Here is an 18,956-nt window from a genome sequence, read left to right on the forward strand (position 1 = left end):
CAGCAAACGACGTAGCCGGGCCTGGCGCCCGCCCTTCCCACCGGCCGACCGTGACTGCGGCTCAACAAGCTTCCGACTGCCGCGCGCCACAGACTGGCCCGGTGATGTCTGCCAGCCACAGCCGGTTCGGGCCGTCGGCGGTGAAGTCCCGCTGGGCCAGGTCGTCGTGCACCGGTAGGCCGCCCTTGCCGCGACGCTCGCGCTTGCCGAACGCGCTCCACCAGCCGTTACCGGAGCAGATCCGCCACGCGGTGTGATCCGCCATCGACTGCCCCGCATCACGGGCCTCGTCGACCAGAGACCGGTGGCCGAACTCCGGGTCATCACGGTGGGCGTCGCACAACGCGTTGGCCCGATACGCCGCCACCTCCTCGGCGCTGGTGACGGGTCGGGCCAGCCACCGGTAGTAGGGCTGGCGAGCGATCTTCAACACCCGGCACGTCACCGCCACGGGGATCCCGTCGGCGGCCAGCTCGCTCACGAGCGGGTAGAGCCTGTTCCCGGCAGATGCGCCTGCGACGAGTAGGCGGCAGCCCGCCGAAGGACGTCGTTCTCCTGCCCACGCTTATGCGCCTCGCGCAGCTCGACCGACTCACTGCCAACAGTCCCGCGCGCGGCGCCGGCGTCAACGTCGGCCTGGCGAAGCCACTTGAACAACGTCATCGGATAGGCCCCGAAGTCCTTGGCGATCTGCTCGACCGTCACGCCTGGCTCGCGGTCACGGGCCACCCGCACGACATCGTCGCGGAACTCTCGGGGGGTATGTCTCCACCGGGACGGCCATGAACTACTGAGCGATGAACTCCGCCAGCCGTTGACCGAGCGCCACACAGCAACACCACCAGCGGATCAGCCTGGCATCCGCTCGTGCGGATGAGCGGACGCGCGATCGTGGCCGGCAGGCGTGCGAGTGCGGCGGCTGATCGCGACACTGCGGATTGTCGGTGGCCAGCCGGCGACCGTCGTAGGTCAGAGGTAGTTGACGCCGGTCAGTTCCTCGGCTGCCGCCCACAGCCGCTTGCCGACAGCCGGGTCGGCGGCCTCCCGGCTGAGCCGGGCCTCGGTGACCCTGCCCCGCGTCTCCCAGAGCCCGCCCGGGCCGAAGAACTGGCCGCCCCGCACACCGGGCTCGGTCGCGGCGCGCAATTGCGGCAGCGCGCCCTGCTCCACCGGCTGGGTTGCCAGCAGCCCGACCCACGCGATCAGCCGCCCGAACCGGCCACGGTGCTCCCAGGCCCGCGGGGTCAGGTTGGTGCGAGTGAGACCGGGGTGGGCCAGCGCGCTGACGATCGGCGCTCCGACGGCGCGCAGGCGACGGTCCAGTTCGATGCCGAAGACCGTGGTGGCGAGCTTGGACCGGCCGTAGGCGGCGGCCGCCCGGTAGTCACGTTCGAACATCAGGTCATCGAAGTCCAGATGCGCGTTCTTGTGGGTGATCGAGCTGAGAGTGACCACGCGGGCTTCCCGCGCCGCGGCCAGGTTGCCAAGCAGCAGACCGGTCAGCGCGAAGTGGCCCAGCATGTTGGTGGCGAGCTGCAACTCGAATCCGTCGGCGGAGGTGCGGCGCGGGCCAAGCAGCACCACGCCGGCGTTGTTGACCAGCAGGTCGATCACCGGGTAGTCGCCGGCCAGCCTCGCCGCGAAGGCCCGCACGGAGGCGAGGGAGGCCAGGTCCAGCTCGCGCACCTCGACGTCGCCGCCGATCTGGCGGGCGGCCTCCTCGCCGGCGGGGGTGTTGCGAACGGCGAGCACGACGTGGGCGCCGTGGCTGGCCAGCTCGGTGGCGGTGACCAGGCCGAGGCCTGAGTTCGCGCCGGTCACGACGGCGACCCGACCGCGCTGGTCGGGGATGCGGTCGGCGGTCCATCCGGTCATCTGCTGCTCCTGGAGGTGTCGGTGCGCTGGCCATCGACGTTAGGAGCGGTCCGCGCCGGTTCGGTCGTTCTCGGTTGCCTAGGTCTGCCGGACCTACCTTCGGCCGTCCGGGCCGCGGCACACTTGCGGCATGAGCAGCCCTCATCCGTACGCCCGTGAGCTCGGCGACTTCCTACGCGCTCGGCGTAGCCGGCTGCATCCACACGACGTCGGCCTGGAGCCGGGCGGCCGGCGCAAGGTCACCGGGCTGCGGCGCGAGGAGCTGGCCCTGCTGGCCGGGCTGAGCACCGACTACTACCAGCGGATCGAGCAGGGCCGGGAGGTACGCCCGTCCGACGACGTCCTGGACGCGCTTGCCGGCGCGCTCAGCCTCGACGACAAGGAACGCCGGTACCTGTTCACCCTGGCCCATGCCGCCCGCCGGTCGCTACCCGCCCCGGTGAACCGCGATCCGGAGCGGGTGCCGGTCGGCACACGGCGCCTGCTGCGGGTGATGGACACCCCAGCGGTCGTACTGGGCCGGCATCTCGACCTGCTCGACTGGAACCCGATGGCGCAGGCGCTGCTCGGTGACCCGGACGCCTACCCGACCGACCGGCTCAACATGCTCCTGCTGCTGTTCGACGACACGCTGACCGGCGAGCGTAGCTGCCCGGACTGGGAGCGGCAGGCCTTGGACTACATCGGCATGATGCGCGCCGCCGTTGCCACCGACCCCACCCACCCACGCGCCACCGCAATCGTTGGCGAGCTGAGCATCCGCAGCGCCGAGTTCCGGCGGCTGTGGGCCCAGCACGACGTACGCGAGTCGGTCAGCGGCACCAAGACCTTCCGGGTTCCTGAGGTGGGCGACATCGTCCTGGACTGGGACACGTACCCCCTGCCGGGAAATCCCGGCTCGGTCATGCTCGTCTTCACCGCCGCGCCGGGCAGCGCCGACGCGGACCGACTGCAGCTCCTGGCGTCGTTGCACGCGACCCGCGCAACGCTCGCCAACAAGCACCCCTCCAAGACGGGCAGGACCGTCGCCGGCCCACCCTAGCGGGACTTCGTGATCGGGTGCGCGCTCATGCCGCTCTGGGCGTGCTGTCGTTCACCGCCGCTGGTGACGCGCGGTGAAGTATGGCTGCCTTTCCTACACCCGTTCCCGGTGCCGAACCTACCGAGTCCGGCTCAGTGAATGGTCAGGCAGCGCGGCGGGCTCGGCGGCGGGCTCGGATGAAGGCTGCATCGCCACGCACGCCGGTCCACCAGGACCACGGAACGCTGGTCATGTACCGGCCGATCGACGCGAAGACCGGCGCGGCGTCGGCGTCGCGGCCAGTGCGCGCCAGCCCGTACGCCAGGAAGTTCACGTCGTTGAGCCAGTCGGCGTGCCGGGTGGCCGGCTGGTGGAACCACCGGGACAGGGCGTTGTCGAGATCGGACTGCATGACCGGATCCTGCCGCCACCGCTGGCCGATCTCGTCGGCGGTGCCGCCCGGGTCCCCGCGTTCTTGCTTCCACAGCGCCCACTCCGCGGCGGCCCGCACCGGCAGCACGTGCAGTGGCGAGCCCGCGGGCGCTGCGGCGGCGACCGACCGGGCGAAGCCGAACATCGCCTCGTGCGAGCCGCCCCACTTCCTACAGTGGTAGGTCAGCTTGAGTATGTGCCCTTCCCGATGCCACGGGTCCCGTCGGGTCAGCTCACGCCACGTCTCCTCGACGTCCTCTCGTGGCGCGCTCTGGTCACTCATGAGGTGCAGCCCGTTTGCCCACGGCGTGGGGTCCTCGGGTGCGAGCCGCATTGCCAGGTCGTTCACCTGTCCGGCCAGGTGCAGCAGGCGATTGAACTCAGCCCACTGCTCGGCACGGACGGTGGAGGCCCAGTCCCCGCCACGCACCTCCCACGCTCGTGCCATGAGGGACCGAGCACGCACGAGCTGAGCATCCGGATCGGTGGGCGAGCGCGCCGCCCAACGGTCGGTCCAGGCGGCCTCGGTGTCGACCCGGCCGGTCGTACGGTCGAGTCGGGATCCCAGCCCACCAGCGGTCGATTCGGCGAGCACGCGGACGTACCGCGCCCGACGGTCGTAGTCACCGCGCGTGGCAGCCACAGCCTTCCGGGCCGGCCCGGTGTCGGAGCCGTACCGCGCCTGTATACAAGCCTCACGGAGCACGGCGTCGTCCTGCGCCGGGTTGGTATCGACCTGGCGGGTAAGCAGCCGCCACACGGTGGAGATCACAATCGAAGATGGTAAGCATCGGTTGGCGTCCGCCTGGACTCGGTCGGCACGCGAGCCTGTCACGCAGGATGGCGACCGCCCGGCCTGTCGGCGCAGGTTCTGTCTCGCGGACCGCCGCGCTCCGCGACGCCGACCCCGCCGACAAGGCAGTGATCTACCGCGAACTGGGGCTCACACTGACCTACCGGCCGAGCGCCCGAGTGGTACCCGCTCAGGCGACCCCAAGTGGATCATGTACTAGATTGTGTCCGAGGGGGGACTTGAACCCCCACGCCCTATACGGGCACTAGCACCTCAAGCTAGCGCGTCTGCCATTCCGCCACCCGGACTTGCTCGTCCAGCCTACCGCTCCGGCCCAGGCGCTTTCGACACCCTTTTGGCCGGCCCGGCGGGCCGCACGGGGAGTTACTGTACACGGCCCGGATGGATCATGCACATCGCGCTCCCCCGCGCCGCCGGTCACGCCGTCCGCCCAGGTCAGGGCGGGCCACCCCGGAGGCGGGCGGGTCCGGCTAGCGCGGGGAGGCGGTCTACCGGCAGCATGACCACGTGTCCCATCCCTCCCCTCTGGCCGCCGTTCAGCACCGGGCACTCGCCCTGCGCGCCGCGGGTGACCTGGCAGCCGCCCGTCAGCTGCTGACCGAGGCCGTCGAGTCCGCCCGCCCGCCGTACGGCAAGGACCACCCGGATGTGCTCAACACCGCACACCTGCTGGCTCGCCTGCACCGGGAGGCCGACGACCCGCTGGGCGCACGGCGGGTCCTCGAGGAGGCGTACGCCGCCGGCGAGCAGCGCTGGGACCCGAGCGACCCGCTGATGCTGGCCCTCACCTACGACCTGGCCGGGGTCGCCGAGGAGCTGGGCAACCGGCACGAAGCCCGGCGCAACTACAGGCGGATCGCCACCGCCGGGCCCGCCGTGCTCGGTGCGGACCACCCGGCCGTACGCACCGCGCGCCGCTACCTCGGGCAACCGCCCGCCGAGGCCGCTCCGTCCCCGGCTGCCCCGGCGCCCGGCGGCGTGACCCGAGGCGGAGCGCTGGACGCCCTCAGCGGGCCGACCATGGCCTTCGCGGCGCTGCCACCCGTCCGACGTCCCGCCCCGCCGGTGCCCGGCGGACAGCCACCCGCCGCACAGCCGCCGGCCGCCACGGCCGCCGTCGTTGCGCCACCGCCGGTGCCGTCTCCGCCCACCGGGCCGATGGCGCGGAAACCGGCCGCCGGGCCGACCGCGCCACCACCGGCTACGGGGCCGATGCCGTCACCTCCGCCCGTGAGACCGGTCCCGCCGCCCGCGCCTCCGGTGCCGCCGCCTCCGTCCTTGGGGCCGGTCCCGCCAACCGGGCGTCCGGTGCCGCCGCCTCCGTCCGCCGGGCCGGTGCCGCCACCCCCGCCGGCCCCGGCGTCCGTCCCCGGGGGCGTCGCGGTGCCGCCACCTCCCTCGCCGTCCGTTCCCGGGGGTGCCACGGTGCCGCCACCTCCGCCTCCCTCGGCCTGGGCGCCGCAGCCCACCACCGTCGCGCCCGCGCCGCCCGCGGTACGGCCCCAGTGGGCCGGCGCCGTCGCACGCCCGCCGGGGGTGCCGCCGCAGCCCGGCACCGCCACGGTGCCGTCTCCGCCGGCCTCGGGCCATGAGGTGCCGCCTCCGCCCCCGTCGCCCTGGGCCCCCGCGCCCGGTGTACCCGTTCCCCCGCCGCCTGTGCCGCCGCAGGGCAGTCGTGGCGCGGGGCCGGGCTCACCCGTCGCGCCGCCGCAGCCCCCGCCGGCCCCGCGCTCCGGCCCGGCGGAGGCGCCCACTCCGTTGCCGCCCCCGCCGGCATCGCCCTGGGCACCGGCCCCGTCACCCGCACCGGCGGCGGACCTCGCCGTGGCTCCTTCGCCGCCGGTGCCGCCTCCTCCGGCCGTGCCACCGGCCCCCGCGTCGCCCGCACCGCCGGCCGTTCCCGTGCCACCACCGCCCGCGGTCGCCCCGGTACCGCCCTCGCCCTCCGCCGCACCGGTACCGCCCCCGCCCTCCGCCGTGCCGGTACCGCCGCCGCCAGCCGTCACACCGCCGCCGCCCGCTGCCGTGGCGGTACCGCCACCGCCGGCGCCTCCCGCCGTGCCGGCGCCGCCGACCGGGGCACCGGCGTGGACCGTGGCCGGCCCGTCCGCGCCCTCCGTCACGCCACCGGGCTCTTCGACCGCACCTCGCCCGCCCGGCGGAGCGACCGCGCAGCGGCCGGTGGCTCCTCCCCGGCCGCACACCGCACCTGAGGTCGTACCGACGGGACCGGTCTCCGCACCACCGGCTCCCGCCGCCGCTCCCACTCCGGCACGCACCCCGGCACCCGCCCCGTCCCCGAATCCGGCTACCACTGCGGCCCAAGCCCCGGCTCCGGCGGGCGCGGGCGGGCCGGCGGGCGGCGACGCGACCGAGCCGCCGGGGGGACGGGGCGGGGCGCCGGGCTGGGACAAGCCGACGATCCAGGTACGGCAGATCGAACCGCTGCTCGCCGAGGAGGCAGCACGGGCGAACACTGACCAGCGCGACCGGCAGCCCACAACGCCCGACGCCGGATCGGCCGGTGCCGCGCTTGCGGCGGCGCACCCGGTCGGCCCGCCGCCCGGGCACGCGGCCTCCGAGGCGTCCGCCGACCGGCCGACGGGTGGGCACAGCGCCCCACCACCGGTACCACCACCGCCGGTGATCCCACCTCCGGCCGGCGTCGCCGCCGGTCACGCGCCGCCGGTCAGCACCCCGCCGGTCAGCGGACCCCCCACGAGCGCCCCACCCGTCAGCGCTCACCCGGCCGGCGGGCCGCCCGTCAGCGCCCCACCGGCCAGCGCTCACCCCGTCAGCGCGCCGCCGGTCAGCGCGCCGCCGGCCAGCGCTCCTCCCGTCGACGGGCCGCCCGTCAGTGCCCCACCGGCCGGCACGCCGTCGGGACACGTCGACGCGGCCCCCGGCTACGCACCGCCGGTGACCGCCTATCCGATCAGCGCACCGCCGGTCAGCGCGTATCCGGTCAGCGCGCCACCGGTGAGCGCACCGCCCGGGTACGCCCACCCGGTCAGCGCACCGCCCGTCAGCGCCCCGCCGGGGTACGCCCACCCGGTCAGCGGCCCGCCCGGCTACCCGCCGCCGGTCAGCGCCCCGCCCGTGAGCGCCCCGCCGGTCAGCGGGCCGCCGGTCAGCGGCCCGCCGGCGCCGCCGTGGAGTCTCACCGCGCCGCCGTGGAGCACCAGCGCACCGCCGCAGCCGCTGCCCACACTGGAGGACGCGGACTCCGCCGACGGATCAGCGGACCCGCCGGACCTCGTCCCGCCGATCACCGGCCCGACCGTCGCACCGGAGCCGTGGGCCGACGTCCCCGCGCCGGCATCGCCGGCCGCGCAGGTGACAGCCGACTCGCCCACGGCGCCCGCCCCGGCGTCGGAGGTGCCCGCTCCGGCGGCCACCGGGGGCGTGCCCGCGGCGTACCCGAGCGAGCCGCACCCGCCGGCTGCCGTCACGACCTACCCGGCGCACCCGGTGCCGGTGCCGACGGCGTACCCGATGCTCGACGACCCGGAGCCGCGCGGCCGTAACCGGGCGCCGGTGGCCGTGGCGGTGACCGCCGCCGTGGTCGCCGTCGCGGCGGCGGCGGGCGTGGGTGCCCTGGTGCTGGGGCGCGACGCGGGGCAGCCGGAGGGCCGGCCCACGCCACCACCGGCGGCACCGACCGCCAGCGGGCCGCCGCCGGGCGACCTGCGGCTGACGGACAACTCCACCACGATCACGCTGACCTGGACCGACCCGTCCGGTGGGGCGGTGCCGTTCATGGTCGCCGGTGGCCGGGCCGGTCAGTCCCTCGGCGCGATGGCCACGGTGGACCCGGGCAGCACCAGCTACACGGTCAACGGGCTGAACCCACGGGTGGACTACTGCTTCACCGTGCTCGCGGTCTGGTCGACGAACACCTTCGCCACCTCCGGTCAGGTCTGCACGGAACGTGAGGGCCGCACTCCCTCGACGTGACCTGGGGATCCATTCCGCGACGCTCGGTGTCCACAGGGGGACGGTGCGGGTTCCCGCGGCCCGGAACGGGCCCATATGATGGCACCCGGCTCAGGGGGAGGGGTCGCCGACACGGCGCGCCACCTGGCATGACGACACGGGAGGCAGCCGGCTGTGGCCGACAACGACGACACCGTGAACGCCGGTCCAGGCGCCTCCCGCCGCCGGTCCCGGCTGCGGGGTGGGCTCGTCACCATCGCGACGGTGGCGGCACTGCTGGCCGCGATGGGGTTGACCGTGCTCGGGCGCGGCGCCGCCGACAACGCCGTGGCCAACTACGACGCGAGTTCCTGGCTGTGGAGCACGGTCCGCAGCGAGCTGGCGCGGGTCAACGGCGTCACGGCTCGCGTCGACACGCGCACCGAGGTGCCGGGGGCGCGGCGGCACCCGATGCAGGTCACCCAGACCGACCGGCTGCTGATCCTGCGTGACCTCAACACCGGGCAGGTCAGCTCGCTGGACCTGGCCACCCTCCAGCTGACCGCGACCACCCGCACCACGCCCGGGCTGGGCGTCAACGTCGCGCTGCACGACGACGCGGCCTTCGTGGTCGACGCCGTGCAGGGCGTCGTGCGGCAGCTCGACCCCCGGTCGCTCATCCCGGTCGGCGAGCCGGTTCGCTACCCGCCGGGCATCACCGGCGGTTCGTTCGACGGCGACGGTCGGCTGTGGATCGCGGTGCCCAGCGAGGGAACGGTCTCGGCGATCACCGCCGCGGAGCTGCCCGCCACGCCGGCGTCGGCCGCCGCCGACGGCGGGCTGAGCCCCAAGCAGGTCGCGACGTACGACGTGGCGGAGCCCGCCCACGAGCTGGTGGTCTCCACCCTGGACTCCGGTGTCGCGGTGCTGGACCGCACCGCGGGCGCCCTGGTCACGGTGAAGGACGGCGCGGTCCGGCCGACGAAACTCGCGATGACCGGGCCCGGTGCCCTGCCGACGCGGACCAGTGGGCCGACGGTGCCGGTCACCGTGCCGGGCGAGCGGCGGGTGCACGTGGTCGGCGAGAGCGGCGAGGTGGCCGCGTTCACCGTGCCGGGCAGCGGCGACCAGCTGAGCCCGGCGGTCGCGTGGGCCGACCGGTTCTACTGCGCCGACGAGGCGACCGGCACGATCTACGCGTTCGACGCCGCGGGCACGCTGGTCGACACGGTCAAGGGCAAGGCGGACGGCCCGCTGGAGCTGGAGGTGCGGGAGAACCACCTCTTCATCAACGCCCCCGACTCGGCGACCGCCCGGGTGGTCGACGACAAGCACCAGGTCCGCGAGGTCAACAAGTACGCCAACGACGTGCTCGGCGGCGACCCGCCGCCGGCTCCCCCGCCGCCGCCACCGCCGACGAAGCCGAAGGTCAGCAAGCCGGGCGCGCCGCGCAGCGTCACCGCCGCGGCCGGCAACGCGCAGGCCCGGGTGAGCTGGCGCCCGGCGCCCGCCAACGGCGCCGAGATCATGCGGTACGTGGTGGAGGGCGCCGGCCAGCGGCACGAGGTGGGCGCCAACCAGCGGTCGGTGGAGATCAAGGGCCTGACCAACGGCGAGACGTACCGGTTCTCGGTGCACGCGGTCAACGCCAAGGGGGCGGGCCCGGCGCGGACGAGCAACCCGGTGACGCCGACGGCCGCGGTGCCCGACCCGCCGCTGAGCGTCACCGCGGAGGAGCGGCCGGACGGCACCGTCGTGGTGCGCTGGCCGGCGGCGAACGGGCAGGGCAACACCATCGCCCGGTACGCGGTGACGGCGTCCTCGGCGGGCGCCAACGCGCCGGTCGGCGAGTCCACCAAGACGGAGCTGGTGGTGCCGGCGGGTGAGTTGGAGTACGGCACGCAGTACGCGTTCACGGTGGTGTCGGTCAACGACAAGGGCGCCGCCTCGGCCGCCTCCCCGGTGAGCAACACCGTGGTGCCGTACGCGGCGCCGGGACGGCCGACCGGGCTGCGGGCGAGCACGGTGGCCGACCGGCCGGGCACGGTGTCGGTGCAGTGGGCGCCGGCCGAGCCCAACGGCCGTCCGGTGACGAAGTACCTGCTCGACGTGGGTGGGCGCACCATCGAGGTGAGCGACACCCGGGCCACGGTGAGTGGCCTCGGCAACGGGCAGAACGTCACCGTGAAGGTGAAGGCGGTCAACGAGGCCGGGCCGGGCCCGGAGGCGTCGACCACCGCCCGCACGGTGGCCGAGCCGCGGGTCACGGTGACCGGCTCGTCGGCGACCGCCACGTCGGCGACTGTCACGTTCACGGTGGACGCCGGTGGTGGCAAGGCGACCTGCACGTTGAGCGCGGCGGGCGAGCCGGCGAAGGCCGGCAGCTGCTCCAGCATCACGATGAGCGGCCTCGCGCCGGGCACGGCGTACACGTTCACGGTGACCGCGAGCAACGCCGCCGGCAAGGGCACCGCCACCCGCGCGCAGACGACGCAGCCGCTGTACGGCATCGCGACGTGCAACAACGGCGCCTCCGGCGAGGAGGCCACCTACTGCGACCGGGACGTGCCCGGCCGCAACGGCAACGAGATCTTCTCGGTGGCCCGGCAGGACAACGACAAGCAGGTCGGCTGGGCGAAGCCGGGCACCCGGTTGAAGGCGTACTGCAAGAAGCAGGGCGAGTCGGTGTACGCCTACATCTACAACAACGAGAAGCGCAGCACCTGGTGGGTGCAGGTCGAGTACCGCGGGAAGAACTACATCCCGTGGGCCTGGCTGAACCTGGAGGGCGGCGACAACATCAACGTCCTGCCCACCTGCTGACCCGCCACGCAAGGAGCACCAGGCACGTGAACACCCAAGAGCCGCTCACCCAGGCGGAGGTGCAGGGCTTCGCCGCCCTGGCCGCCCGGCTGGCCGAGAACGTCAACGCGGTGGTGCTGGGCAAGCCGCAGGTGGTCCGGCTGGCGCTCACCGCGCTGTTCGCGCAGGGGCACGTGCTGCTGGAGGACGTGCCCGGGGTCGGCAAGACCACGCTCGCCCGGGCGATCGCCGCGACGGTGAAGGGCCAGTGGCGGCGCATCCAGTTCACGCCGGACCTGCTCCCGTCGGACGTCTCCGGCGTGACGATCTTCAACCAGGCCACCCGGGGCTTCGAGTTCCACCCCGGTCCGGTGTTCGCCAACATCGTCATCGCCGACGAGATCAACCGGGCGTCGCCGAAGACCCAGTCGGCGCTGCTGGAGGTGATGGAGGAGCGCACGGTCACCGTGGACGGTGTGCGGCATCCCGTGCCGCAGCCGTTCCTCGTGGTGGCCACCCAGAACCCGGTGGAGATGGACGGCACCTACCGGCTGCCGGAGGCCCAGCTCGACCGGTTCCTGGTGAAGCTCTCCGTCGGCTATCCGGACGAGGCGGTCGAGGTGGAGGTGCTGCGGGGGGCCACGGTCCGTTCGCCGGAGGCGCTCGCCGCGATCACCGACACGGCGACCGTCGGGGAGATGGTCCGCATGGCCCGCCGGGTGCACATCGCGGAGCCGCTCTACGGGTACGCGGTGCGGCTCGCCGCGGCCACCCGCACCCACCCGCAGGTCCGCGTCGGTGTCAGCCCCCGCGGGGTGATCGCGCTGACCCGCGCCGCGTGCGCGTACGCGCTCATCGACGGCCGGGGCTGGATCATGCCGGAGGACCTGAAGACCCTCGCCGAGCCGGTGTTCGCGCACCGGCTGCTGCTCACCCCCGACGCGCAGGTGCGCGGGGTGACCGCCGCCGAGGTGCTGCGTCAGGCGGTCGCGTCCGTGCCGGTGCCGCTCCCCTCGGGCCAGCCGGCCCCGGTGCAGGGGTGACCGGCCGCACCGTCATGGGGGTCACCGCCCGAGGTGTCGGGCTGCTCGTCGCCGCCGTCGTGCTGCTCGGCGCGGGAGCCCGCTTCGCGTACCCCGAGTTGACGCTGCTCGGTGTGGCCGCCGGCGCCGCGGTCGCCTACGCGGCCCTGGTGGCGGCCTGGCGGCCCCGGCTGTCCGTCACCCGCCACGCCGACCCCGACCGGGTGGCCCGCGGCGAGCCGGCCGCCATGACCCTGACGGTGCGCAACACGGGCCGGCTGCGGGCGGCGAACCTGCTCGCCGAGGACCGCTGCGGGGACCGGACGGTGCCCGTGCCGCTGCTGCGGCTGCGCCCCGGCCGCGACACCGCCGTCCGCTACGAGGTGCCGACCCGGCGTCGCGGCGTGGTGCGGGTCGGGCCGCTGCGGGTGACCCGCCGCGACCCGCTGGGTCTGGTGGCGCTGGCCCGCCCGTACGGGGGCACCGTCCCGATCTGGGTGCACCCGCGCATCCACCCGCTCGCCGCGGTGCCGACCGGCGCCGGGCGCAGCCTCGACGGCCGGGTCGACGCGGTGCCGCACGGGTCGATCACCTTCGACTCGCTGCGCGAGTACGTGGTCGGCGACGAGCTGCGCCGGGTGCACTGGCGCACCAGCGCCCGGGTGGGTGAGCTGATGGTGCGGGAGAACGTGGACACCAGCCTGCCCCGGATCGTGGTGCTGCTCGACAACCGCGTCGCCGCCCACCCCGGCCGTGACGGCGGGGTGGCGGTGTCGTTCGAGGCCGCCTGCGAGGCGGCCGCGTCGATCGTCACGGCGGCCTACCGGGCCGACCTGCCGGTGAGTCTGCTGCTGGTCGTACCGGAGCAGGGCACCGCGAGCGACGACGCCGGCGAGCGGGACGCGGAGCGCGGGTGGTGGCGGCCGCGCACCCGACGGCGCCGACCCGCGGGCGGTGCCGCGACGCCGGCGCCCGAGGTCTCCCCCGGCGGGCCGCTCGACCTGCTGGCCGCCGCGGACCTCGTCGACGGCGGCGACACGCTACCGAAGGCGGCCGCCCGGCTGCGCCGGGACAAGCTCGGCGACACCCTCGTCTTCCTGACCGGGCCGGGAGGCCGGGGCGACCTGGGGCACGTCGGCGCGCTGCGCGGCAGCTACCCGTCGGTGGTGGTCGGTGTCTTCGGCGCGGCCGAGCCGACGCCCGCCGGGGCGGCCGGTCTGGTGGTCGTCGACGCGGCCGACGGCGCGGAGTTCGCCGCCGAGTGGGACGGGGTCCGCCGATGGTGACGACGCACGACCCACGCCCGACGGTCGAGGTCGGCACGTCCACGGGGGAACCGGGTCGCGCGCCCCGGCACCGGGTCACGGCGCTGCTGCGGGCGGTGCCCGTGCCGCTGGCGCTGATCACGATGACCGCGCTGGCCGGCGTCGTGCTCGGCCGGGTGTACGCGGGGCCGCTGCTGCCCCGGTTGATGGCCGGTGCCGCGGTCGGCTCGGTGCTGGTCAGCCTGGCGGCCCGGCGGCTGCCGTCCTGGCTGGTGGCGCCCGTGTCGGTGCTGGCGATGGCGGCCTGGACGGCCTGGTCGCTGCGGCTCTCGGCGGCGCACGCCGACCTGCCGGGCGGCCTCGCCGAGGTGGCCGGGGACGCCGCCCGCAACGCGATCCCCCGGCTGTTGACCGCGATGATCCCGGTCGAACCCACCCCCGACACGGTGCTGGTGCCGCTGGTCGCCGCCTGGCTGGCCGGGTTGACCGGTGCCGAGGTGGCGCTGCGCGCCGGTCGGGTGCTCGCCGGCTACCTGCCGCCGACGCTGCTCTACGCGGGCGCCCTGTACGTGGTCGGCCCCAACGCCGCCCCGGCGCTGTGGCCCACGGTGCTCTTCGTCGCCGTCGCGGCGGTGGGGCTGGCGGTCTCCGCCCGGCCCGGCCCGGACGCCGCCGATCCCGCCGCCGACCTGGCGCCGCGGGTGCGCACGGCGGTACGGCTGCGCCTCGCCGCCGGGGCGGCGTTCGGGACGGCCGTGGTGGTCGGCGCGGTCGCGCTGCTCGGGCCGGTGATCGTCGCCCGGGTCGACGTGCGGCCGGTGGACCCGCGCCGCTACGTCGAGCCACCTCAGGTCGAGACCCTGGACGAGAACCCGCTCATCCGGATCTCCGGCTGGGCGCTGCACCCGGAGCAGAAGCTGCTGGACGTACGGACCGACGGGCCGGGCTCCGACCCGGTTCCCTCGCCGGACGGCGGCGACGAGGCGCCGACCGACCCCGACGGTGGCGCCGGCGAGCCCGACGGGACGCGGATCCGGCTGGCGGTGCTGAGCGACTACGACGGGGTGACCTGGCGGGTCGGCGCGACGTACCGCAACGCCGGGCGGATCCTGCCGGCGACCTCCCCGGCCCCGGCCAGCCCGGTGGAGACCGTCCACCAGGAGATCACCGTCGCCGAGCTGACCGGGCGGCTGCTGCCCGCCGTGGCCACGCCGCGCGAGGTCAGCGGCGCCCGGGTGGCGTACGACCCGGCGACCGGCACGCTGATCCGCCCGGAGGGGCTGACGCCGGGGCTGCGCTACACGGTCACGTCGGAGCGCGAACGGCCGGACGTGAACCTGCTCGCCACCGCGAACGTGCCGGCCGGCGACGCGGTCGCCCGGGTGCTGCGGGTGCCCGACGGGGCGCCCGAGCAGATGCGCCGCCTCGCCGACCAGCTCGCCGAGGAGAACGGCGCCCCGTACGCCCGCGCCGCCGCGATCGAGCAGTTCCTGGCCGAGCACTACCGGCTGGTGGCGGACGCGCCGAGCGGGCACGCCTATCCCAACCTCGGGTTCTTCCTCTTCGGCCCCCGCAACGGGGGCGGGCAGCGCGGCACGTCGGAGCAGTTCGCGGCCGCGTTCGCCGTGCTCGGCCGGCTCACCGGGCTGCCGACGCGCGTGGTGGTGGGCTTCCGGTCCAGCGGGGACGGCCCGGTGCGGGCGGGCGACGCGTACGCCTGGCCCGAGGTGCTCTTCGACGGGGTGGGCTGGGTGCCGTTCGATCCGCTGCCCCGCCCGGACTCGGAGCCCCGGCCGGTGGAGGAGGACGTCCGCCCGCCGCGGGAGGAGCCACCGCCCTCGGAGGCGCCGGAGCCGACCCTGGAGCCCACGGCGTCGCCGGGGCCGGTGGCCGCACCGGGCGGGCCGGCCGGCGGCGGGATACCGACGCCGGTGCTGGTCGGGGGCGGGTCCGGTCTCGTGTTGCTGCTGGTCGGGGCGGCGCTGCTCACCCTGCTGGTGATGCGCCGGTCACTGAGCCGAGCCCGCCTCGAACGGGGTGACCCCGGTGAGCGTATCGCCGGCGCCTGGCGGGAGGTGACCGACGCGCTGCGCCTGGCCGGGCGGCCGGTCGGCGCCGACCTGGCCGCCACCGAGGTGGCCGCGCGCGCCCGCCAGGCCGTCGAGCCCGGCGGCGCCGGCCCGGCCACGGCGCCGGCCCCCCGGAGCCCGGGCACGACGTCACACGACCCGCCGGGGGCGGCGGCCATGGACGAGCTGGCCGGCCTGCTCAACCAGGTCGGTTTCGCTCCCGGCAGCGCCACCTCCGGCCAGGCCGCCCGCGCGGCCGGCATCGCCCGGGGGTACGTCGAGGCCCTGCGCGCCACCCTCCCCCGCTGGCGCCGGCTGCTGTGGTCCGTCCATCCCGGCCCGCTGCGCTGGCGCGACCGCCCCCGTCGCCGAACCGGCTGATCCCGCCCTGCACCCACCCGTGGCGGCGCGGGCGGAGGCGACACCGGTGGCGGGTGCGCCGCGCCGGCGCGTGATCGTCGCGTCGCCGTGCCGACGCATGCCGGCGGTGTCGCGGTGGTCAGGTGGTGAGGCGGCGGACGAGCTTGCGCAGGCCGGCCTGCCAGCCGTCCGGGTCCTCGGCCCGGCGGCGCGCGTACGCGGCGACCTCCGGATGCGGCAGGATCAGGAAGCGCTCCTCGGCCAGGCCCGCCACGGCGGCGTCGGCCACCTGGTCGGGGGTGAGCACGGCACCGGACGCGGCCGTTACCCGGGCGCCCAGATGGCCGGCGGCCAGCCCCTCGGCGAGCATCGGGGTGTCCACGCCCTGCGGGCAGAGCGCACTGACGCGGATCCCCCGGTCCCGATAGGTGACCGACAGCCACTCGGCGAAGCTCACGGCCGCGTGCTTCGTCGCCGTGTACGGGGCGTCGCCGACCGCCATCAGCACGCCCGCCGCCGAGCACGTGTGCAGCAGGTGCCCGCCACCGCGGGCGAGCATCCCGGGCAGCACCGCCCGCGCGGAGTAGACGTGTGACAGCACGTTGACCCGCCAGGCGCGGTCCCAGCCCGCGTCGTCGACCTCGATCCCCCCGCCGGTGGTGACGCCCGCGTTGGCGCAGAACAGGTCGATGCGCCCGAACCGCCGCTCGGTGCCCGCGACCAGCTCGCGCACCTGCGCCTCGTCGGTCACGTCGACGGCCTCGGGGTGCGCGAGCGGGCCGACGGTGTCGGCGACCGCGCGAGCCGCGTCGGCGTCCAGGTCGGCCACGATCACGGCGGCGGCGCCCTCGGCGGCGAAGCGGCGGGCCAGCGCGGCGCCGATGCCGCCCGCGCCACCGGTGATCACCACCACCCGGTCGGTGAGGTTCACCTCAGGCCTCCTTCCGCGCGTCGACGACGGCGGTGTCCCCGCCGACCCCGCCGCCGGCGGCGGCGGCGGCGGTGTCCCCGCCGTCCGGGCCGAGGCGGGCGATGAGGTCGGCCAGCGCGGCCGGCCCTCCGGAGGTCACCTCGGGAGTGGGCAGCACCGCGAGCACGGGCACCTGGACGCCGGCGTCGACGTACCGGCGGACCTGCTCCCGGACCCGCTGCGGTGAGCCGTGCAGCACCAGTGCGTCGACGACCTCGTCCGGCACCGCGGCGAGGGCGGCCCGCCGGTCGCCGTCCGCCCACGCCGTCCACATGGGCCCGAGCACGTCGTCGCGGCCGAGCCAGCGGTGGAACGCGGCGTACGCCGGGACGGTGAGGTAGCTGGTGATGAGTCGCCGGCCCAGGTTGCGGGCGTACGCGGCGTCCTCGGTGGGGCAGACGAAGATCCGGGCCGTGACCTCGAACCCCGGCCGCGGCTGGCCGATCTCGGCGAGCGCCCGGGGGACGTCGGTCGCGGCCAGCCAGTTGAGGATGACCCCGTCGGCCTCCGCGCCGGCCAGCCGCAGCATGCCGGGGCGCAGCGCGGCGAGCGCGATCCGGGGCGGCACGGCGGGCGGGCGTTCGAGGGTGAACCGGCGTACGGCGAAGGTGTCGAACGGGCCGTCCACCGTCTCCCCGGCCAGCGCGGCGCGCAGGAAGCGCAGCACGTCGCGGGTGCGCCGGAACGGCTCGGTGAACGGCACGGCGTTCCAGTCCCCCACCACCACGGGCGAGGAGGAGCCGATGCCGAGGACGAACCGGTCGGCCGCGACCTCGGCCAGGGCGGCGGCGCTCATCGCGAGCAGGCCGGGACCCCGCGTGAAGGTCGGCACGACGGCGGTGCCGAGCCGCAGCCGGGGCTGCCAGACGGCGGCGAGCGTCAGCGGTGTGAACGCGTCCGTGCCGGCCACCTCGGAGGTCCAGACGTCGGTGAACCCGGCCCGGTCCAGAGCCGCGTAGACCGCGGCGTGGTCGGGGAGCGGCACTCCACCCCATGGCACGGTCATGCCCCATCGCGTCGTCATCGATCGATACTGCCCGGTAACCTCAGTCACGGGCAAGATCTCTCTCGCGCGGACGTGAACCGGGTTTCCCAGTTGCCGGCGGCGCCGGGCTCCGGGGGTGCTACGACTGCCCTGTGGGCTGGACCGAGGGTGGGCGCTGACCGTGGCCGGCGGGGGAAGGAGCCGCCTGACGCCGGTCCGCGGTGATCCGGGGCGGGCCACCCACCTGGAGCTCTTCTTCGACCTGGTCTACGTCTTCGCGCTGACCCGGATCTCCGCCCGCGCGTTCGAGGACCTCGCCGTCGAGGAGGGTGGCGCGCACGGCTGGCCCGCGGTGACCGGCGGCGGGAAGACCCTGTTGCTGCTCCTCGCGCTCTGGGCGGTGTGGCAGGGCACCGCCTGGACCACGAGCCGGTACGACCCCCGCCACACCTGGTTGCAGGCCATCGTCATCACCGCGCTGGTGTCGAGCATGGTCATGGGGGTGGCGACCCCCCGGGCCTTCACCGAGACCGCGTTGATGTTCGCCACGGCGTACGTGATCGCGCAGGTGTCCCGGCCGCTGGTGCTGCTCATCGCGCTCGGCCCGCACAAGTACCGGCGGCTGAAGCTGCGGATGACGATCACCTTCGCCGCCACGGGGGTGCTCTGGATCGTCGGCGCCCTGCTGCCCGTCACCGCGCAGGTGGTGTGCTGGACCGTCGCGCTGCTCGCCGAGTACCTCGCCGCCCGCTTCGGCTGGCCGGTGCCCGGCCTCGGCCGCTCGACGGTCTCGCGCTGGGACATCGCCGGGGAGCACCTGGCCGACCGCTACCAACAGTTCTTCCTGGTCGCGCTCGGCGAGACGATCCTGGTGGCCGGTCTCGCCTACAGCAAGGGGCCGTTCGACATGACACACGCGACCGCCTTCGGGCTGGCCCTCGCGACCACGATCCTGCTCTGGCGGATCTACATCCAGCGGGCCGGCCAGATCCTCGCCGAGGCGGTGACGAAGTCCCGGCACCCGGCGAGCACCGGCCGGTCGGCGGCGGACACCCACCTGGTGATGGTGATCGGTCTCGCCGCCGTGGCGATCGGCTATGAGCTGGTCCTGGACTACCCGGCGAAGGCTCCCCCGTACGCCTGGGTGGCGATGATCGTGGGCGGGCCGGCGCTCTTCCTGGCCGGGCGCGCCCGGTTCGAGTACGAGGTCTTCGGCCGCGTGTCACCCTCGCGGTGGATCGGCCTGCTGGTGCTTCTCGCGTCGACCCCGTTGCTGGTGCGTCTGCCGGCGCTGGCCGCCAGCGCCAGCGCGGTCGTGGTGTTGGCGGTGGTCGCGGTGGCCGACGCCCGCCGCGCGCACGGGCACCCGCCGGAACCGGCCGCCCCACCGCACTGACCATCGAGGTACGCCGATACGCCGGTGTCA

Annotated in this window: 12 protein-coding genes, 1 tRNA gene and 2 pseudogenes; 8 read left to right on the top strand and 7 right to left on the bottom strand. The window is 75.4% G+C overall.

Going from position 1 to position 18,956, the window contains the following annotated elements:
* Nucleotides 1-61: 61 nt before the first annotated feature.
* The 3 genes from SM573_RS27760 to SM573_RS27770 form a co-directional block, all read right to left on the bottom strand.
* On the bottom strand, nucleotides 62-481 hold the full coding sequence (locus tag SM573_RS27760; protein ID WP_474614372.1) for a hypothetical protein: 420 nt from the start codon (nucleotides 479-481) through the stop codon (nucleotides 62-64).
* Nucleotides 478-831, bottom strand: coding sequence for a transposase (locus SM573_RS27765; protein ID WP_474614373.1), 354 nt, complete (start codon nucleotides 829-831; stop codon nucleotides 478-480). Before SM573_RS27765 ends, SM573_RS27760 begins: the two co-directional genes overlap by 4 nt.
* 138 nt (nucleotides 832-969) lie before the next feature.
* Complete coding sequence (locus tag SM573_RS27770) at nucleotides 970-1,875, bottom strand: oxidoreductase (RefSeq protein ID WP_474614374.1); 906 nt, start codon at nucleotides 1,873-1,875, stop codon at nucleotides 970-972.
* Nucleotides 1,876-2,005: 130 nt separating this feature from the next.
* Here SM573_RS27770 and SM573_RS27775 point away from each other — a divergent pair, with 130 nt between their 5' ends.
* The gene (locus SM573_RS27775; RefSeq protein WP_474617397.1) at nucleotides 2,006-2,917 is read left to right on the top strand and encodes a helix-turn-helix transcriptional regulator; all 912 of its coding nucleotides are present in this window, start codon (nucleotides 2,006-2,008) and stop codon (nucleotides 2,915-2,917) included.
* Nucleotides 2,918-3,059: 142 nt separating this feature from the next.
* On the opposite strand, the gene SM573_RS27780 is transcribed toward SM573_RS27775, so the two are convergent.
* Together SM573_RS27780 and SM573_RS27785 are read right to left on the bottom strand one after the other, a co-directional pair.
* Nucleotides 3,060-4,100: a DUF4034 domain-containing protein gene (locus SM573_RS27780; protein WP_474617398.1), complete on the bottom strand. Its 1,041-nt coding sequence runs from the start codon at nucleotides 4,098-4,100 to the stop codon at nucleotides 3,060-3,062.
* 245 nt (nucleotides 4,101-4,345) lie between these two features.
* Nucleotides 4,346-4,429: transfer RNA gene (locus SM573_RS27785), tRNA-Leu, on the bottom strand.
* 220 nt (nucleotides 4,430-4,649) lie between these two features.
* Here SM573_RS27785 and SM573_RS27790 point away from each other — a divergent pair.
* The 6 genes and pseudogenes from SM573_RS27790 to SM573_RS27815 form a co-directional block, all read left to right on the top strand.
* Nucleotides 4,650-5,225 (top strand): annotated as a pseudogene (locus SM573_RS27790) (tetratricopeptide repeat protein); the annotation flags it as partial.
* A 1,836-nt stretch (nucleotides 5,226-7,061) separates the two neighbouring features.
* The gene (locus SM573_RS27795; RefSeq protein ID WP_474617454.1) at nucleotides 7,062-8,099 is read left to right on the top strand and encodes a fibronectin type III domain-containing protein; all 1,038 of its coding nucleotides are present in this window, start codon (nucleotides 7,062-7,064) and stop codon (nucleotides 8,097-8,099) included.
* A gap of 153 nt (nucleotides 8,100-8,252) precedes the next feature.
* Nucleotides 8,253-10,880, top strand: a complete 2,628-nt coding sequence (locus SM573_RS27800; protein WP_474617399.1) for a fibronectin type III domain-containing protein — start codon at nucleotides 8,253-8,255, stop codon at nucleotides 10,878-10,880.
* A gap of 26 nt (nucleotides 10,881-10,906) precedes the next feature.
* Nucleotides 10,907-11,902 (top strand): AAA family ATPase, encoded by a 996-nt coding sequence (locus SM573_RS27805; protein ID WP_474617400.1) that lies wholly within the window; start codon nucleotides 10,907-10,909, stop codon nucleotides 11,900-11,902.
* A 14-nt stretch (nucleotides 11,903-11,916) separates the two neighbouring features.
* Nucleotides 11,917-13,167, top strand: a complete 1,251-nt coding sequence (locus SM573_RS27810) for a DUF58 domain-containing protein (RefSeq protein ID WP_474614502.1) — start codon at nucleotides 11,917-11,919, stop codon at nucleotides 13,165-13,167.
* Entirely contained in the window at nucleotides 13,143-15,596 is a 2,454-nt protein-coding gene (locus tag SM573_RS27815) for a transglutaminase TgpA family protein (protein ID WP_474617401.1), read from the top strand. The genes SM573_RS27810 and SM573_RS27815 overlap by 25 nt, the downstream gene beginning before the upstream one ends.
* A 118-nt stretch (nucleotides 15,597-15,714) precedes the next feature.
* Here SM573_RS27815 and SM573_RS27820 read toward each other — a convergent pair whose 3' ends face one another.
* Both SM573_RS27820 and SM573_RS27825 read right to left on the bottom strand, forming a co-directional pair.
* A complete protein-coding gene (locus SM573_RS27820; protein WP_474614380.1) occupies nucleotides 15,715-16,506 on the bottom strand; it encodes an SDR family oxidoreductase in 792 nt (263 codons plus the stop codon).
* A 73-nt stretch (nucleotides 16,507-16,579) separates the two neighbouring features.
* Nucleotides 16,580-17,551 (bottom strand): annotated as a pseudogene (locus SM573_RS27825) (LLM class F420-dependent oxidoreductase); the annotation flags it as partial.
* 115 nt (nucleotides 17,552-17,666) lie between these two features.
* Here SM573_RS27825 and SM573_RS27830 point away from each other — a divergent pair.
* The gene (locus SM573_RS27830; RefSeq protein WP_474614381.1) at nucleotides 17,667-18,926 is read left to right on the top strand and encodes a low temperature requirement protein A; all 1,260 of its coding nucleotides are present in this window, start codon (nucleotides 17,667-17,669) and stop codon (nucleotides 18,924-18,926) included.
* Nucleotides 18,927-18,956 lie beyond the last annotated feature (30 nt).

The organism is Micromonospora xinjiangensis (assembly GCF_056150165.1).